This is a genomic window from Leucobacter sp. HNU, from assembly GCF_047946755.1.
Taxonomy (GTDB): Bacteria; Actinomycetota; Actinomycetes; order Actinomycetales; family Microbacteriaceae; genus Leucobacter.
In genome coordinates this window covers 1189366-1204901 of sequence record NZ_CP178837.1, presented here as the reverse complement: position 1 = coordinate 1204901, position 15536 = coordinate 1189366, and the positions used below count along the sequence as shown (strand labels likewise).

The window sequence follows — 15536 nt, the reverse complement described above, 5'->3', positions numbered from 1 at the left end:
TCCGCGAGATGACCGGTGTTCGCAGCGACTTCAGAGTGCGTCGAGCTCTTCGGGGAGGCTCGCCTCGGTGCCGGGGATCCCGCGCGATTCGGCCTCCTTGTCGGCCATCGCGAGCAGGCGGCGGATCCGGCCGGCGATCGCGTCCTTGGTGAGGGGCGGATCGGCTCGGGCGCCGAGCTCGTCGAGGCTCGCCTCGCGGTGGCTCAGGCGGAGTGCGCCGGCGTAGCGCAGGTGCTCGGGAGTCTCGTCTCCGAGGATCTCGAGGGCGCGCTCGACACGGGCGCACGCGGCTACGGAGGCCTGGGCGGATCGGCGGAGGTTCGCATCGTCGAAGTTCACGAGGCGGTTCGCGGTGGCCCGGGTCTCGCGCGCCTTGCGCAGCTCGTCCCAGGCGGCGCGGGCGTCGACGGCGCCCATCGCGCTCAGCATCTCGCCGATCGCCTCGCCATCGCGCACCAGCACCTTGTGCTGGCCGCGGATGTCCCGGCTCTTGGCGGCGATGCCGAGACGACCCGCGGCGCCCACGAGCGCCATGGTGGTCTCGTTCGTGGGGCACACGACCTCGAGGCTCGCCGAGCGGCCGGGCGGAGTGATCGAGCCGCGCGCGAGGAACGCGCCGCGCCAGATCGCTGCGAGCTCGGGCTGCGAACCCGTGGTCAGCCGGTTGGGCAGGCCGCGGATGGGGCGACGACGGGGGTCCATGAGGCCCAGCTGGCGCGCGATCGTCTCGCCGTCCAGCACGCGGACGAGGAACTGCGGGGCGCCGGGCCGGGTGCTCGACGCGGGGAGCTGCATGGCGTCCGAGCGGACGCCGTAGATCTCGGCCAGATCCTTGCGGACCCGCTGCACGATCGCGGGGGTGTGCAGTTCGGCTTCGAGGGCGATGCGCCCCGAGATGGTGTGGAGTCCCCCGGAGAGCCGCAGGATCGTCGCCAGCTCCGATACCCGCTCGCTGGTGCGCTGCGGGACAACGCGGACGAGCTCGGTTTTGACGTCGGGGGTCGATGGCACGAAAAGGATCCTCTCGAAGGGATGCGGGTGAGATGACAGACTGCTGGCCGGGAACGGCCGGCGGACTACTCGCGACCGAGGTCGCGGTGGCGCAGACTCACGCTCACGCCGGGCACCCCGGCGAGACGGTCTGCGAGCTCGCGGGCCATGGCGACCGAGCGGTGCTTACCGCCCGTGCAGCCGACCGCGAGCGACACATGTCGCTTGTTCTCGCGCTGGAATCCGGCGAGAACCGGTTCCAGCGCGGCGACGTAGTGCTCGAGGAACTCGGCCGCCCCCTCGCGGCTGAGTACGTAGTCCTTCACCTCGGCATCGACGCCGGTGAGGGGGCGGAGCTCGGGCTCCCAGAACGGATTGGGGATGAAGCGCATGTCGACCATGAGGTCGACGTCGGTCGGGGCGCCGTACTTGAAGCCGAAGCTCTGCACCGAGAGCTGCAGGCCCGGAGTGTCCTCGGCCGAGAACATCTCTCGGGTGGCCGTCGACAGGTCGTGCACGTTGTAGCGCGAGGTGTCGATGACCACGTCGCTCGAGGCGCGCAGCTCTTGCAGGCGCTCGCGCTCGAGGCGGATGCCGTCGAGCAGGCTGCCCTCGGCCTGGAGCGGGTGCGGACGCCGCACGGCCTCGTACCGGCGCACCAGGATGTCGTCCGTGGCGTCGAGGAAGACGACGCGGACCGTTGCGTGCTCCCGCAGCTCGGCGACGGTCTGCTGGATGTCGTCGAAGAGATCGCGCCCGCGCACGTCGATCACGGCGACGATCTTCGGCAGCGCACCGCCCGACCGATCGGCCATGTCGGCCAGCGTCTTGAGCATGGGCAGCGGGAGGTTGTCGACCACGTACCACCCGAGGTCTTCGAGGGCGTTCGCGACCGTGGACCGGCCGGCCCCCGACATTCCGGTGACGATGAGGATCTCTTGTCCGGGTGCGTGCTCGCTCACTCGCCGTCCTCCTCCGATGTCTCAGCCGATTCTCCGCCCACCAGCTTACCGGCTGCTGGGGCGTGCACGTGCCGATGGATCTGCTCCGCGAGCTGATCGCCCACCCCGGGGGCACTGGCGATCTCCTCCGGACTCGCGGCGCGCAGTCGCGCGACCGAGCCGAAATGCTTGAGCAGCGCCTGCACGCGCTTGGGTCCGAGGCCCGGGATCTCGCTGAGCTGGCTGCTGATGGCGCTGCTGCGCCGCTGCCGCTGGAAGGTGATCGCGAAGCGGTGCGCTTCGTCTCTGATGCGCTGCACGAGGAACAGGGACTCGCTCGTGCGGGGCAGGATCACGGGGAACGGATCGTCGGGCAGCCACAGCTCCTCGAGTCGCTTGGCGACGCCGCAGAGCGCGATATCGGTGATGCCGGCCTCGCTCAGGGCGCGCTGCGCCGCCGCGACCTGCGGCGCGCCGCCGTCGACGATCAGGAGCTGGGGCCGGTCGCGGTACCTCCCGCTGGGCGGCTCCCCCGCCTCGGCCGCGGCGTTGAGCTGCGCGGCTCGTCGCGAGACGACCTGGTAGATCGAATCGGTGTCGTCGGTCGTCTGCTCGATACGGTACTTGCGATAGGCCCCCTTCGCGGGCAGGCCGTCCTCGAACACCACGAGCGAGGCGACGACGCCGGTGCCCTGCAGGTGCGAGACGTCGATGCACTCGATGCGCAGCGGGGCCTCGCCCATGTCGAGGCCCTCCTGCAGTTCGGCGAGCGCATCGGTGCGCGCCGTGATGTCCGCCGCGCGCTTGAGCTTGTGGCGCAGCAGATTCTCGCCCGCGTTCAGCAGTGCCCGGTTCATGAGCTGGGCCTTGTCGCCCCGCTCGGGCACCTGGATCCGCACCTTGCCGCGGCGCGGCCGGTTCGCCCGCAGCGCCTCCTCCAGCGCGCTCAGATCGGCGGGCATGGTCGACACGAGGATCCTCGCGGGCGCCTCGTGGCCGTCGTCATAGGCGGATTGAATGACCTGCTCGAGGAGCGTCCCGGGCGAGTCGTCGAGTTCCACGTCGACGATCCAGCTCCGTTCGCCGCGGATGCGTCCGCCGCGGATGATGAACTGGTGCGCCGCGGCCGAGAGCTCGTCCGACTTGAGGCCGAACACGTCGAGCTCGACGTCGAGGCCGAGCACGATCGCGTTCTTCTCGAGCACGTGCTCGACCGCCTGCACCTGGTCTCGCAGACGCGCGGCGTCCTCGTAGCGCTGCTCGGCTGCGGCGTCGCGCATGGCGTGCTGCAACTGCTTCAGGTGACTCGTGTCGCCGCCCGCGAGGAACGCGACCAGCTCTTCGACCCGCTCGCGATGCGCCTCGACGGTGATCTTGCCCGAGCAGGGGCCGTTGCAGCGGCCGATCTGCCCCGCGAGGCAGGGCCGACCGGAGTCCATGGCGCGCTTGTAATCGGCGTCGTTGCAGGTGCGGATCGGGAACGCCTGCTGCAGCAGTGCCGTCGTCTCCCGCAGCGCCCAGACCTTCGGGTACGGCCCGAAGTACCGGGCCCCGCGGATCTTCTCGTTGCGCGTGATGATGAGGCGCGGGGCGTCCTCGCGCAGCGTGACCGCGAGATACGGATAGGTCTTGTCGTCCTTGAACTGGACGTTGAACGGCGGCTTGTACTCGGTGATCCAGGTGTGCTCGAGCACGAGCGACTCGGTATCGGTCGCGACGACCGTCCAGTCGAGCTTCGCGGCCAGGGTGAGCATGCGCTGGGTGCGCGGCATGAGCGCGTGCATCGGCTGGAAGTAGTTCGCGAGCCGGGCCCGCAGGTTCTTCGCCTTGCCGATGTAGAGCACGCGCCCGTGCCGGTCCGAGAATCGGTACACGCCGGGCGTGGTGGGGATCTCACCCTGCGCCGGCCTGAACGCCGCGCGGTGATCGCCCGCGATCATCAGTGCTTCGCCAGCATCTCGGCGAGGAACTGCCCCGTGTAGCTCTCTTCGACCTTCGCGATCTGCTCGGGGGTTCCGGTGGCGAGGATCGTGCCTCCGCCGGAGCCGCCTTCGGGCCCGAGGTCGATGATCCAGTCGGCGCTGCGGATCACGTCGAGATTGTGCTCGATCGTGATGACCGTGTTGCCCTTTTCGACGAGGCCGTTGAGCACGAGCAGCAGCTTGCGCACGTCCTCGAAGTGCAGACCGGTGGTGGGCTCATCGAGCACGTAGATGCTCCGCCCGTTGGAGCGCTTCTGCAGCTCGGTCGCGAGCTTCACGCGCTGCGCCTCGCCGCCCGACAGCGTGGTCGCGCTCTGTCCCAGCCGCACGTATCCGAGGCCGACGTCGACGAGGGTCTTGAGGTAGCGGTGGATGCTCGAGATGGGCTCGAAGAACTCCGCGGCCTCGGCGATCGGCATCTCGAGGACCTCCGAGATGTTCTTGCCCTTGTAGCGGACCTGCAGGGTCTCACGGTTGTAGCGGGACCCGCCGCAGACCTCGCACGCGACGTAGACATCGGGCAGGAAGTTCATCTCGATCTTGATCGTGCCATCGCCGGAGCAGGCCTCGCAGCGACCGCCCTTGACGTTGAAGCTGAATCGCCCGGCGAGATAGCCGCGCGTCTTGGCCTCGGGTGTGTCGGCGAACAGGGTGCGGATCTTGTCGAAGACGCCCGTGTAGGTGGCCGGGTTGGAACGCGGGGTGCGTCCGATCGGGGCCTGGTCGACGTGGACGACCTTGTCGAGGTGCTCGAGCCCGGTGACGCGGGTGTGCTTGCCGGGCACCATGCGCGCGCCGTTGAGCTGGTTGGCGAGCACGCGATACAGGATGTCGTTGACGAGGGTCGACTTGCCCGACCCGCTGACCCCCGTGACCGCGGTCATGACGCCGAGCGGGAAGGTCGCGTCGACGTTCTGCAGGTTGTTGGAGCGCGCACCGACCACCTTGAGCTCGCGCCCGCGCTCGCGCTTGCGTCGCTTCTTGGGCGTCTCGATGGCACGGCGGCCCGCGAGGAAGTCGCCCGTCATCGAGGCCCGGTTCTCGAGCAGGGAGGCGTAGTCCCCCGAGTGCACGACGGTGCCGCCCTCGACGCCGGCGCCGGGCCCGATGTCGACGATCCAGTCGGCCGCTTCGATCGTCTCCTCGTCGTGCTCGACCACGATGAGCGTATTGCCCAGGTTGCGGAGCTTGACGAGCGTCTCGATGAGGCGACGGTTGTCGCGCTGGTGCAGACCGATCGACGGCTCGTCGAGCACGTAGAGCACGCCGGTGAGGCCGGAGCCGATCTGCGTCGCGAGCCGGATGCGCTGCGCTTCGCCGCCCGACAGGGTGCCTGCGGCCCGGGCGAGGGTGAGGTACCCGAGCCCGACCTCGATGAGGAAGTCGAAGCGCAGGCGGATCTCGCGCAGCACCTGGGCCGCGATCTTGGCCTCGCGTTCGGTGAGCTCGACCTGCTGGAAGAAGCGCTGTGCGTCGCTCAGGCTGTAGTCGCCGACGCTCGCGATGGACTCGCCGTCGATCGTGACCGCGAGCACCTCGGGCTTGAGCCGCTGGCCGTTGCAGGCGTGGCAGGGCACCTCGCGGAGGAACTCGGCCCAGCGCTCGCGCCGATTGTCGGACTCGGCCTCGGCGTACTGCCGCTCGATGAAGGGGATGACGCCCTCGAAGCCCGAGCTGTATTTCACTTCTCGGCCGAAGCGGTTCTTCCAGCGCACGTTGACCTTGAAGTTGTTGCCGTAGAGCACGGCATCGCGCACCTCTTCGGGCAGCAGGCGCCAGGGCGTGTCGAGAGTGAAGCCCAGGTCGCGGGCCAGGCCGATCAGCAGCTTCTCGTAGTACTGGTACAGGCTCTTGCCCTGGCTGGTCCAGGGGACGATCACGCCCTCCTCGATCGACAGGTCGGGATCGCCGAGCACCAGGTCCTCGTCGACCGACATGCTGGTGCCGAGACCGGAGCAGGTGGGGCAGGCGCCGAAGGGTGCGTTGAACGAGAAGGTGCGCGGCTCGATCTCGGTCAGCGAGACGGGATGACCGTTGGGGCAGCTGAGCTTCTCGCTGAAGGTGCGGCTGCGGTCGGCCGCCTTCGGATCGCGGTCGACGTAGTCGATGGTGACGAGCCCGTCGGCGAGCTTGAGCGCCGTTTCGAGGGAGTCGGTGAGCCGGCCGAGCCCGTCGGGGCTCGCGACGAGACGGTCGATCACGACCGAGATGTCGTGCTTGACCTGCTTCTTGAGGGTCGGCGGGTCGGAGAGCAGGACCGTCTCGCCGTCGACCAGCGCACGCGAGTATCCGCTTGCCGCGAGATCCTGGAAGAGCTCGACGAACTCGCCCTTCTTCTTACTGACGATGGGCGCGAGCACCTGGTAGCGGGTGCGCTCGGGCAGTTCCATGAGCGTGTCGGCGATCTGCTGCACGGTCTGCGAGGCGATGCGCTCACCGCAGACGGCGCAGTGGGGCACTCCGACGCGCGCCCAGAGCAGACGCATGTAGTCGTAGATCTCGGTGATCGTGCCGACGGTGGAGCGCGGATTGCGGTTGGTCGACTTCTGGTCGATGGAGACCGCGGGGCTGAGGCCCTCGATGAAGTCCACGTCGGGCCGATCGACCTGCCCGAGGAACTGGCGGGCGTAGGCGCTCAGGCTCTCGACGTAGCGGCGCTGCCCCTCGGCGAAGATCGTGTCGAAGGCGAGGCTGGACTTGCCGCTGCCCGACAGCCCGGTGAAGACCACCATCGAGTCGCGGGGAATCGCCAGGTCGACGTTGCGCAGGTTGTGCACCCGCGCGCCCTGCACGCTGATCTGCGCGTGGGCCGAGCTGGAGCGGACTGGGGTGGTTTCGCGCTTCGAGGTCACCCGACCATCCTATCGAATCCGAGCCCGATATTCGAATACATGTACGAACGGAATCGTGCTCCCCCGCGCCGCGTCCCGTGTCCGATTCGTTCAAGACCCGACCGGGGGGACGCTCGTAGGCTGAGCGCATGACACTCGCATTCGACTTCATCGGCATCGTGACCGCGGACCTCCCGGCGTCCCTCAGCTTCTACCGCGCGCTCGGACTCGACATCCCCGAGGGGCAGGACGACGCACCCCACGTCGAGACCGTCCTGCCCGGCGGCATGACGCTCGCGTGGGATCCGGTCTCGACCGTGCGCGGGTTCCGTCCGGACTTCGAGCTGCCGACCGGCGAGAACCGGATCGGCTTCGCGTTCAGCGCGGCCACGCCGGCCGAGGTGGATCGGGTCTACGCCGCGATCGTCGAGCGATTCCCCGCGGCGGCCTCGATGGCGCCCTGGGACGCGCCGTGGGGCCAGCGCTACTCGACCGTGCTCGACCCGGACGGCAACTCCATCGATCTCTACGCGCCGCTCGAGGCGGACTCCGCGGCCTGAGGCCCGCCGGTACCGGTCCGGTTCCGAGCGGCACCGGCGTTCGCAGCGACGAAGCGGCCCGGCGTGATGCCGACGATCCGGCCGAACTCCCGCGTGAGGTGGGCCTGGTCGCTGTAGCCGGCGCGGGCCGCTGCGGCGTCGACGGGAACCCCCGATCCGAGCAGCCCGCGCGCGCGTTCGGCGCGAAGCACCCGGCGCAGCGCGGTGTACCCGTAGCCGAAGTCCCGCAGCATGCGACGCTGCAGCTGGCGTTCCGAGTATCCGAGGCGCACCGCCGCTGCGGCAGCGGTCGCGCCGGCTCCGGCCAGGCGGAGCGCCTCGTCGGTCCAATCGGCGGCCCCGGTCCCGAACGGTTCGGCGACCGGGGAGCGGAGCACCGCGCGCAGCTCCGCGCGCGCCTCCGCCCCCGCCGCAGCCTCGAAGGCACCGCCGAGCGCCCGGAGCAGTCGTTCGCCACGGCGTCGCACTTCCGGTGTCAGCGCATCGGATGCGGGCACCAGGCGGTCCCGCAGCTCTGACGCGTCGAGTTCGAGCGCCCCTCCGGTGAGACCGGGGGCGAAGCGGAGTCCGATGGTGGCGCCGTGGGCGCTCCCGCTGCCGAGCAACCAGCGCGTCGACGGGCCGGCGACGAGGAGCTCGTCGTCCCGCAGGATGATGTCCGCGCTCCCGTCTGCGGGGATCACCGCGGGTACGACGACGCCATTCGCCGCACGTTCCGAGCGCCAGAGCACTCCGAGTCCGGGGAGCTCGATTTCGCGGTACACGGCGACGCCGTTTCTCAGCGGTGTCCGGCCTGATCCATGCTCCGGAGCTCGCGCTTGAGCTCCGAGACCTCGTCGCGCAGGCGGGCCGCGAGCTCGAACTTGAGCTCCTCTGCCGCGGTCAGCATTTGCTGCGTGAGATCGGCGATGAGTTCCTCGAGCTGCGCCGCACCCTCGCCGGCGATGGCCCCGGCGCGTGCCGCGGCCTTGCCCTTCGCGCGCTGCGGCGAGACCGACTTGCGCTGCGCGTGGGCTCCGGTGCGCGAAAGCACGTCCTCGGTGTCGGCGGCCTCACGCGCGAGGAGTTCGGTGATGTCACCGATCTTCTTGCGCAGCGGGGTCGGGTCGATGCCGTGCTCGGCGTTGTAGGCCAGCTGCTTCTCCCGGCGCCGATCCGTCTCGTCGATCGCCTCACGCATGGAGCGGGTGACGGTGTCGGCGTACATGTGCACCTCGCCCGACACGTTTCGCGCGGCACGTCCGATGGTCTGGATGAGCGAGGTCGACGAGCGGAGGAAGCCCTCCTTGTCGGCGTCGAGGATCGAGACCAGCGACACCTCGGGCAGATCGAGTCCCTCGCGCAGCAGGTTGATGCCGACGAGCACGTCGAAGACTCCCGCGCGCAGTTCGGTCAGCAGTTCGACGCGACGAAGCGTGTCGACGTCGGAGTGCAGGTAGCGCACCCGGATCCCGGCCTCCTCCATGAAGGTGGTCAGCTGCTCGGCCATCTTCTTGGTGAGCGTCGTCACGAGCACGCGCTCATCGCGCTCGGCGCGGATGCGGACCTGCTCCAGCAGGTCGTCGATCTGGCCCTCGCTCGGCTTCACGACGATGCGCGGATCGATGAGCCCGGTCGGGCGGATGATCTGCTCGACGACGCCGTCGGCGCGCTCCAACTCGTACTTGCCCGGGGTCGCCGAGAGGTAGACGACCTGCCCCACGCGCTCCTGGAACTCGGAGAACTTGAGCGGTCGGTTGTCGAGGGCGCTCGGCAGGCGGAATCCGTGCTCCACCAGCGTGCGCTTGCGCGACGCGTCACCCTCGTACATCGCGCCGATCTGGGGCACCGTGACGTGCGACTCGTCGATGACGACGAGGAAGTCGTCGGGGAAGTAGTCGAGCAGGCAGTGCGGGGCTTCGCCGGGCTGGCGACCGTCGATGTGCCGCGAGTAGTTCTCGATGCCCGAGCAGAAGCCGATCTGTTCCATCATCTCGAGGTCGAAGGTGGTCCGCATCCGCAGGCGCTGCTCTTCGACGAGCTTCGTCTGCTCTTTCAGTTCGCGGGTGCGCCAGTCGAGTTCCTCGGAGATGGTGCCCATGGCCCGGTTCATGACCTGGCGGCTGGCCACGTAGTGGGATCCGGGGAACACCGACACCGCGTCGACCTGACGAATGACCTCGCCCGTGAGCGGGTGCAGGTAGTACAGCGCCTCGATCTCGTCGCCGAAGAACTCGATGCGGATCGCGTTCTCCTCGTACATGGGGATGATCTCGACCGTGTCGCCGCGCACGCGGAAGTTGCCGCGCACGAACTCGATATCGTTGCGCTGGTACTGCATGTCGACGAACCGTCGCAGCAGCACATCGCGATCGAGGCGGTCGCCCACGACGAGCGGAACCATCGCCTCGTAGTATTCCTCGGGCTTGCCGAGGCCGTAGATGCAGGACACCGTGGAGACCACGACCACGTCGCGCCGGCTCAGCAGCGCGTTGGTGGTCGAGTGCCGCAGGCGCTCGACCTCGGCGTTGACCGACGAGTCCTTCTCGATGAAGGTGTCGGTCTGCGGCACGTAGGCCTCAGGCTGGTAGTAGTCGTAATAGCTGACGAAGTACTCGACCGCGTTGTTGGGCAGCAGGCTGCGGAACTCGTTCGCGAGCTGCGCCGCGAGCGTCTTGTTGTGCGCGAGCACCAGGGTGGGCCGCTGCACCTCCTCGATGAGCCACGCCGTGGTCGCCGACTTACCCGTGCCGGTGGCGCCGAGGAGCACGACATCGGTCTCGCCCGCGTTGATGCGCTGGGCGAGTTCCGCGATGGCCTGCGGCTGATCGCCGCTCGGCTCGTATTCGCTGATGACCTCGAAGGGCCTGACGGAGCGTGTGGGTTCCATGCGATCGAGGCTACTCCGTACCACCGACATCGACCCCTGGATACACTCGACCCCATGCCCTCCGAGTCCTTCCGCATCGCGGTGCTCGGCCCCGTCCGCGTCGACGGCCGGGATCCCGGCGGTCCGCTCGTCCGGGCCCTGCTCGTCGCGCTCGCCCTCGAGCCGAGCGGCGCGCCCCGATCCGTCGGCGCGCTCTCGAACGATCTCTGGGGCGACGAGCCTCCGCTCAATCCGAAGGCCTCGCTGCAGAGCCTCGTCTCCCGCGCCCGCGCCGCGGGAGGAGGGGGCCTCATCGCGACCGAGCCGGGCGGCTACGCGCTCGAGCGACCGGCGAGCGCCGCCGGTCGCCCCGCGCCGCGCAGCGACCTGGAGCTGGCCCGGGACATCGCCGGGCGCGACGGAGCCGACCCCGCCGAACGACTGCGAACGATCGACGCGGCGCTCTCGCTCTGGACCGGGGATCCCGGACCGGACCTCGGCGACTCCCCCGTCGCCGCCGAGCTCCGCGCCGTCGCCGGCGAGCTGCGCGACCGCCTGCGAACGGAGCGCGCCCGCCTGCTCTCCGCTACCGGTGCCCCCGGCGATCTCGACGAGGCGGCGCGCGAGCTGCGCGAACTGCTCGTCGCGCATCCGTTCGACGAGCAGCGGCATGCGGAGCTCATGGAGGTGCTGCTCCGCTCGGGACGGACCGCCGACGCGATCGCCGTCTACGCCGGTCTCCGGACACGCCTCCGCGAGGCGCTGGGCACCTCGCCCGGCACCGCGATCACCGAGTTCAACGCACGAATCCTGCGCGGCGAGACCGGAACCGCCCGGGCCGCGAGCGAAGATCCCGAGGATCTGCCGCCGGTCGGCCCGGCGGCACCCGCCATCGGTACGACACCCAGGCAGCCCGCAAGGATCGGCCTCCCGGTGGCCCTCAGCCCGCTCATCGGACGCGACGCGGACATCGCCGAGACCGCCGCGCTGCTCCGCGCCCACCGCCTCGTGACCGTGCTCGGGGCCGGCGGCCTCGGGAAGACCCGGCTCGCCGCCGCCGTCGCCGAGGCCTCGGACCTGCCGACCGTCGTATTCGTCGCGCTCGCGGGCGCCCGCGAGTCCGCCGACGTGCTTCCGGCCATCGGTGGGGCGCTCGGGATCAGCGAGACCACCACGAGCACGCGGATCGCCGACACCAGGACGCAACCGGATCTGCGTCAGCGCGTGCTCTCCGCGCTCGGCGAACGCGGCACCCTCCTCGTCCTCGACAACTGCGAACAGGTCGTCGACGGCGTCGCCTCGTGGGCGGCGGACGCGCTCGCGGCGGTCCCCGGCCTGCGGATCCTCACCACGAGCCGGACCCCGCTCGCCCTCGCCGCCGAGGTCTGCCGACCGCTCGATCCGCTCCGCTACGACGGGGTCACCGGATCGGCGGTGCGGCTCTTCGTCGAGCGCGCTCGGGCGGTCCGCCCGAACGCCGAGCTCCCCCTCGACGTCGTCGCCCGCCTCTGCGGCCGCCTCGACGGTCTGCCGCTCGCGATCGAACTCGCGGCCGCGCGGATCAGGACGATGAGCCCGGCGCAGATCGAGGCCCGGCTCGAGGACCGTTTCGCACTCCTCACCGTCGGCGACCGCGCGGCGCCCGAGCGGCATCGCACCTTGCAGGCCGTGATCGGGTGGAGCTGGGAGCTGCTCGAACCCGTCGATCGCCGGTCGCTCGCCATGCTGTCGGTGCTTCCGGGTGGCCTCTCCCGCGAGACGGCGAGCGGCGTGCTCCGGTCCGGAGGCCTGTGCGCGGACGATATCGGGGTCGACGAGGTCCTCGACCGGCTGGTCTCGCAGTCCCTGCTGGTCGTGTTCGAAGACGCCGGATCCGGCACGATCCGCTTCCGGATGCTCGAGACCGTCCGCGAGTTCGGCCTCGCCCGTCTGCGGGTCGACGGCGCGGAAGATGCGGCCTGGGAGGCGGTGCTCGGCTGGGGGCGCCGGTTCGCGGACGCGCGCACCCCCGGCATCTTCGCACTGCCCGGATCCCTCGGCGCCCCGGCATACCGGATCATCCGTGCCGAGCAGGACAATCTCCTCGCAGCGCTCCGCCGCGCGGTGAGCACGGACCGTCGCGGCGAGGCCGTCCTGCTGCTCGGTGTCCTCGCGCAGTCCTGGACCGTTCGCGGCGCGTTCACCGAGTTCACCCGCACGGCATCCGAGGTCTTCGAGACCATCGCGCGTGCCGCACGACGGTCGGGCGGAGCCGATGCGCCCGGCGATGCGCTCGCCCTCTGCCTGGCCACCTGCGCCGTCGGGCTCGGCAGCACCGATCCCGACCGCGCGGTTCGCGCCGTGGCGCTCCTGCGCCGACTGCGCCGGGAGGATCCGACGGTGAGCCCGCTCTGGCGGGGCGTGTCGCGCATCCTCGAGTCCGGACTCGACTCGGAGGCGACCCGGACCTCCTCGAGGAGCTGCGCCTCGGATCCGATGCCGACGCACGGCTCTTCGCCGAGATGCTCGTCGCGCAACTCGCCGAGAACGACGGCGAGCCCGAGACGGCGCGCGCCGCCGCCGAACGAACCTGGCGACACGCTGCGGCCGCCGATGAACCGTGGATCGCGGCGATGGCCGCGCACTCGCTCGCGCAGCTCGCCAGCCAGTCGGCCCGGCCCGCAGAAGCGCTGCACTGGCTGGAGATCGGCACCGCCGGCTTCGAGGACTTCGGTGCGGAGGACGAGATGGGCGAGCGCGGCTGGCTCCGGGGGCTCGCGCTGATCTCGCTCGGGCGCGCCGACGAGGCCGAGCCACTGTTCCGCGAGCTCACGGCAGCGGTCGATCGGACCGACGACGGGATGGGGCTCGCGTCGATCGGATGGTTCGGCGTCGCCGAGATCGAGCGCGCCCGCGGTCGGTTCGCCGACGCGATCGCGAGCTTCGGCCGCGCCATCGCCGAGTTCCGCGACAGCGACCAGCGCGCCTCCCCTGGTATCTGATCGCACTGGCGGGCTACGTCTCGGCCGCCTGCATCGACGAGTCCCTCCCGTCCGCCGAGCAGGCCAGGCTGGCCGCGAAGCTCCGCGCCCGCACCATCGCCGTGCAGCGGCTGCTCGTGCTGCAGCGCCTGCGCTCCGTCTACGTCGATCGCCCCGTGCTCGGGACCGCCCTCACCGGCTGGTCGTCCTGGGCGATCGGGATTCCCGAGCTCCGGGAACGGGGCCTCGAGGCGCTCGCCCTCGCGGAACTGCTGGGCGCCAGGCAGGATCAGCCCTCTCTCGCGCTCGAGCTGCACCGGACGCGGGCCGCGCGCCTCGTCGGGACCGATGCGGTCGAGGCCGCGCGCTCCCGGGCGCGCGGCCTGAGCACGGACGAACGGGTGCCCCGAGCATTCACCGTGCTCGGCGCACCCGTTCCGTCGGCCTGATCCGGGATCCAGGTCCGGCACACCGGATCCCGGGTCAGGCCCTGCGCATGTAGGCCCGGACCGTCAGCGGAGCGAAGATCGCGACGATGACCGCGGCACCGAGCAGCGACACCCAGAGGTCCGCGCCGATCGAGCCGGAGTTCGCCAGGTCCCGGACCGCGGTGACGAGGTGCGACACCGGGTTGATGTCGGCGAACCAGCGCAGCCAGTCCGGCAGGGTGTTGGCCGGCACGAAGGCGTTCGACAGGAACGTCAGCGGGAACAGGATGAGCATCGAGATCCCCTGCACGCTGGACGCCGTGCGGGCGATCACGCCGAAGAACGCAAAGATCCAGCTGATCGCCCAGGAGCAGCCGATCACCAGCAGGCCGGCGAGCACGACCCCGCCGAGGCCGCCGCCGGGCCGGTAGCCCATGAGGAATCCGACGACGAAGGTCATCGCCGTCGCGATCGTGTAGCGGACCGTGTCGGCGAGCAGCGCCCCCGACAGCGGCGCGATCCGCGCGATCGGCAGCGAGCGGAACCGGTCGAAGACCCCCTTGTCCATGTCCTCGCGCAGCTGGGTGCCGGTGACGACGGACCCCGTGATCACGGTCTGCACCAGGATCCCGGGGATCAGGAGCGGCAGGTAGTTCTGCACGTCGCCGGAGATCGCGCCGCCGAAGATGTACGCGAACATCAGGGTGAAGATGATCGGCTGGACGGTGACGTCGACGAGCTGCTCCGGCGTTCGCCGGATCTTGACGAGCCCGCGATAGGCCATCGTGAACGTGTTCGCGATGGACTGGCTCAGGCTCGTGTGGTTCTTGAGGTCCCGCTCGGCGGCGGGGACGATGCGTTCGAGTGTGGCGGTGCTCATGCTCGGACCTCCTGGAGTTCGGCGTCGGCCGGCTCCGCCTGATCGGCGGCGTCGTGCCCGGTGATGGCGAGGAAGACCTCGTCGAGGGTCGGCTTCTGAACGCTCATCTCGACGAGGGGGACGCCCGCTGAGCGGAGCGTGATCAGCAGGTCGGCGACGCGATCGGCGTCGGCCATGGGAGCGGTCAGACGCGTTCCCTCGGGGGACGGCGACGCGGTGACCCCGAGTACGCGCTGGATCGCGCGCGCGGCCGTCTCGATGTCGGAACCGAGCACCGCTCCGCCGTCCCGTCCGCCGATGCGCAGTTGCAGCGAGGAGGTCCCGACCGAGCTCTTCAGCTCGTCCGGCGTGCCCTCGGCGACGACGCGGCCGCGGTCGATCACGGCGATGCGGTCGGCCAGCTGATCCGCCTCGTCGAGGTACTGCGTCGTGAGCAGCACGGTCGATCCGGTCGCGACGAGCTCGCGGATCGTGTCCCACATCTGCCCGCGGGTGCGCGGGTCGAGCCCGGTGGTGGGCTCGTCGAGGAAGATGAGCGGGGGCTGCGCGATGAGCGACGCGGCCAGGTCCAGCCTGCGGCGCATCCCCCGGAGAACTTCTTCAGGGGTCGCTTCGCGGCCTCCGTCAGTCCGAAGCGTTCGAGCAGGTCGACGGCCTTCGCGCGGGCTTCGATCCGCGACAGGCCGAGCAGACGACCGAAGATGACCAGGTTCTCGGTGGCCGACAGTGTCTCGTCGACCGAGGCGTACTGGCCCGTCACGCCGATCAGCTGCCGCACGACCTGCGGCTCGCGGACGACGTCGTGCCCGAAGACCCGGGCGCTGCCGCCGTCCGGGCGGAGCAGCGTCGCGAGCATGCTGATGGTGGTGGTCTTGCCGGCGCCGTTCGGGCCGAGCACGCCGTAGATGGATCCCGCGGCAACGCGGAGGTCGACGCCGTCGACCGCTCGGTTGTCGCCGAACACCTTGACGAGCCCGTCGGCCTCGACGGCCCATTCGTTCAGTGGTGATGTCATGCGGCAAGCCTCGCGGGCGCCGCTGTCACGGCGCTGTCGTACCGCTGTCACGTGCTGCCGGCGCGCCTCGTCGAGGAAACTCGGGCTGGCGCAGGGAGCGC

12 protein-coding genes and 2 pseudogenes are annotated in these 15536 nt (G+C 70.3%); 4 read left to right on the top strand and 10 right to left on the bottom strand.

Annotation, left to right across the window (positions count from 1 at the left end):
• Positions 1–30: 30 nt before the first annotated feature.
• From whiA to uvrA, 4 genes are all read right to left on the bottom strand, one after another.
• Positions 31–1011, bottom strand: a complete 981-nt coding sequence (gene whiA, locus AB3K78_RS05860; RefSeq protein ID WP_416446837.1) for a DNA-binding protein WhiA — start codon at positions 1009–1011, stop codon at positions 31–33.
• 65 nt (positions 1012–1076) lie between these two features.
• Positions 1077–1952: an RNase adapter RapZ gene (rapZ, locus tag AB3K78_RS05855; protein ID WP_416446836.1), complete on the bottom strand. Its 876-nt coding sequence runs from the start codon at positions 1950–1952 to the stop codon at positions 1077–1079.
• Entirely contained in the window at positions 1949–3871 is a 1923-nt protein-coding gene (gene uvrC, locus AB3K78_RS05850) for an excinuclease ABC subunit UvrC (protein WP_416446835.1), read from the bottom strand. The genes rapZ and uvrC overlap by 4 nt, the downstream gene beginning before the upstream one ends.
• Positions 3871–6765, bottom strand: a complete 2895-nt coding sequence (gene uvrA / locus AB3K78_RS05845; RefSeq protein WP_416446834.1) for an excinuclease ABC subunit UvrA — start codon at positions 6763–6765, stop codon at positions 3871–3873. Before uvrA ends, uvrC begins: the two co-directional genes overlap by 1 nt.
• A gap of 128 nt (positions 6766–6893) precedes the next feature.
• On the opposite strand from uvrA, the gene AB3K78_RS05840 reads away from it, so the two are divergent.
• Complete coding sequence (locus tag AB3K78_RS05840) at positions 6894–7304, top strand: VOC family protein (RefSeq protein ID WP_416446833.1); 411 nt, start codon at positions 6894–6896, stop codon at positions 7302–7304.
• Here AB3K78_RS05840 and AB3K78_RS05835 read toward each other — a convergent pair.
• Together AB3K78_RS05835 and uvrB are read right to left on the bottom strand one after the other, a co-directional pair.
• Positions 7271–8068, bottom strand: coding sequence for a helix-turn-helix domain-containing protein (locus AB3K78_RS05835; protein WP_416446832.1), 798 nt, complete (start codon positions 8066–8068; stop codon positions 7271–7273). The genes AB3K78_RS05840 and AB3K78_RS05835 overlap by 34 nt on opposite strands.
• A 14-nt stretch (positions 8069–8082) precedes the next feature.
• On the bottom strand, positions 8083–10173 hold the full coding sequence (gene uvrB / locus AB3K78_RS05830; RefSeq protein WP_416446831.1) for an excinuclease ABC subunit UvrB: 2091 nt from the start codon (positions 10171–10173) through the stop codon (positions 8083–8085).
• A gap of 54 nt (positions 10174–10227) precedes the next feature.
• Here uvrB and AB3K78_RS05825 point away from each other — a divergent pair, with 54 nt between their 5' ends.
• The 3 genes from AB3K78_RS05825 (at position 10228) to AB3K78_RS05815 (ending at position 13561) form a co-directional block, all read left to right on the top strand.
• Positions 10228–12915: a BTAD domain-containing putative transcriptional regulator gene (locus AB3K78_RS05825; protein WP_416446830.1), complete on the top strand. Its 2688-nt coding sequence runs from the start codon at positions 10228–10230 to the stop codon at positions 12913–12915.
• Positions 12879–13133 (top strand): tetratricopeptide repeat protein, encoded by a 255-nt coding sequence (locus tag AB3K78_RS05820; protein ID WP_416446829.1) that lies wholly within the window; start codon positions 12879–12881, stop codon positions 13131–13133. Before AB3K78_RS05825 ends, AB3K78_RS05820 begins: the two co-directional genes overlap by 37 nt.
• Positions 13134–13234: 101 nt before the next feature.
• Positions 13235–13561 (top strand): hypothetical protein, encoded by a 327-nt coding sequence (locus AB3K78_RS05815; protein WP_416446828.1) that lies wholly within the window; start codon positions 13235–13237, stop codon positions 13559–13561.
• Between the two features lie 34 nt (positions 13562–13595).
• Here AB3K78_RS05815 and AB3K78_RS05810 read toward each other — a convergent pair whose 3' ends face one another.
• From AB3K78_RS05810 to AB3K78_RS05795, 4 genes and pseudogenes are all read right to left on the bottom strand, one after another.
• Positions 13596–14420 carry an ABC transporter permease gene (locus tag AB3K78_RS05810; RefSeq protein WP_416446827.1) on the bottom strand — a complete coding sequence of 275 codons (825 nt, stop codon included), beginning with the start codon at positions 14418–14420 and terminating at the stop codon, positions 13596–13598.
• Positions 14417–14860, bottom strand: a complete 444-nt coding sequence (locus AB3K78_RS05805) for a DUF4162 domain-containing protein (protein WP_416447309.1) — start codon at positions 14858–14860, stop codon at positions 14417–14419. Before AB3K78_RS05805 ends, AB3K78_RS05810 begins: the two co-directional genes overlap by 4 nt.
• Before the next feature lie 45 nt (positions 14861–14905).
• Positions 14906–15088 (bottom strand): annotated as a pseudogene (locus tag AB3K78_RS05800) (daunorubicin/doxorubicin resistance ABC transporter ATP-binding protein DrrA); the annotation flags it as partial.
• Positions 15064–15435: pseudogene (locus tag AB3K78_RS05795) on the bottom strand (ATP-binding cassette domain-containing protein); the annotation flags it as partial. The pseudogenes AB3K78_RS05800 and AB3K78_RS05795, both read right to left, overlap by 25 nt.
• Between the last annotated feature and the right edge of the window lie 101 nt (positions 15436–15536).

Excerpts from the sequence above, each read along its gene's own strand:
- AB3K78_RS05840 (WP_416446833.1), top strand. The coding sequence starts at position 6,894 with ATGACACTCGCATTCGACTTCATCGGCATCGTGACCGCGGACCTCCCG.
- AB3K78_RS05825 (WP_416446830.1), top strand. The coding sequence starts at position 10,228 with ATGCCCTCCGAGTCCTTCCGCATCGCGGTGCTCGGCCCCGTCCGCGTC.
- uvrB (WP_416446831.1), bottom strand. The coding sequence starts at position 10,173 with ATGGAACCCACACGCTCCGTCAGGCCCTTCGAGGTCATCAGCGAATAC.
- AB3K78_RS05810 (WP_416446827.1), bottom strand. The coding sequence starts at position 14,420 with ATGAGCACCGCCACACTCGAACGCATCGTCCCCGCCGCCGAGCGGGAC.
- AB3K78_RS05820 (WP_416446829.1), top strand. The coding sequence starts at position 12,879 with ATGGGCGAGCGCGGCTGGCTCCGGGGGCTCGCGCTGATCTCGCTCGGG.
- uvrC (WP_416446835.1), bottom strand. The coding sequence starts at position 3,871 with ATGATCGCGGGCGATCACCGCGCGGCGTTCAGGCCGGCGCAGGGTGAG.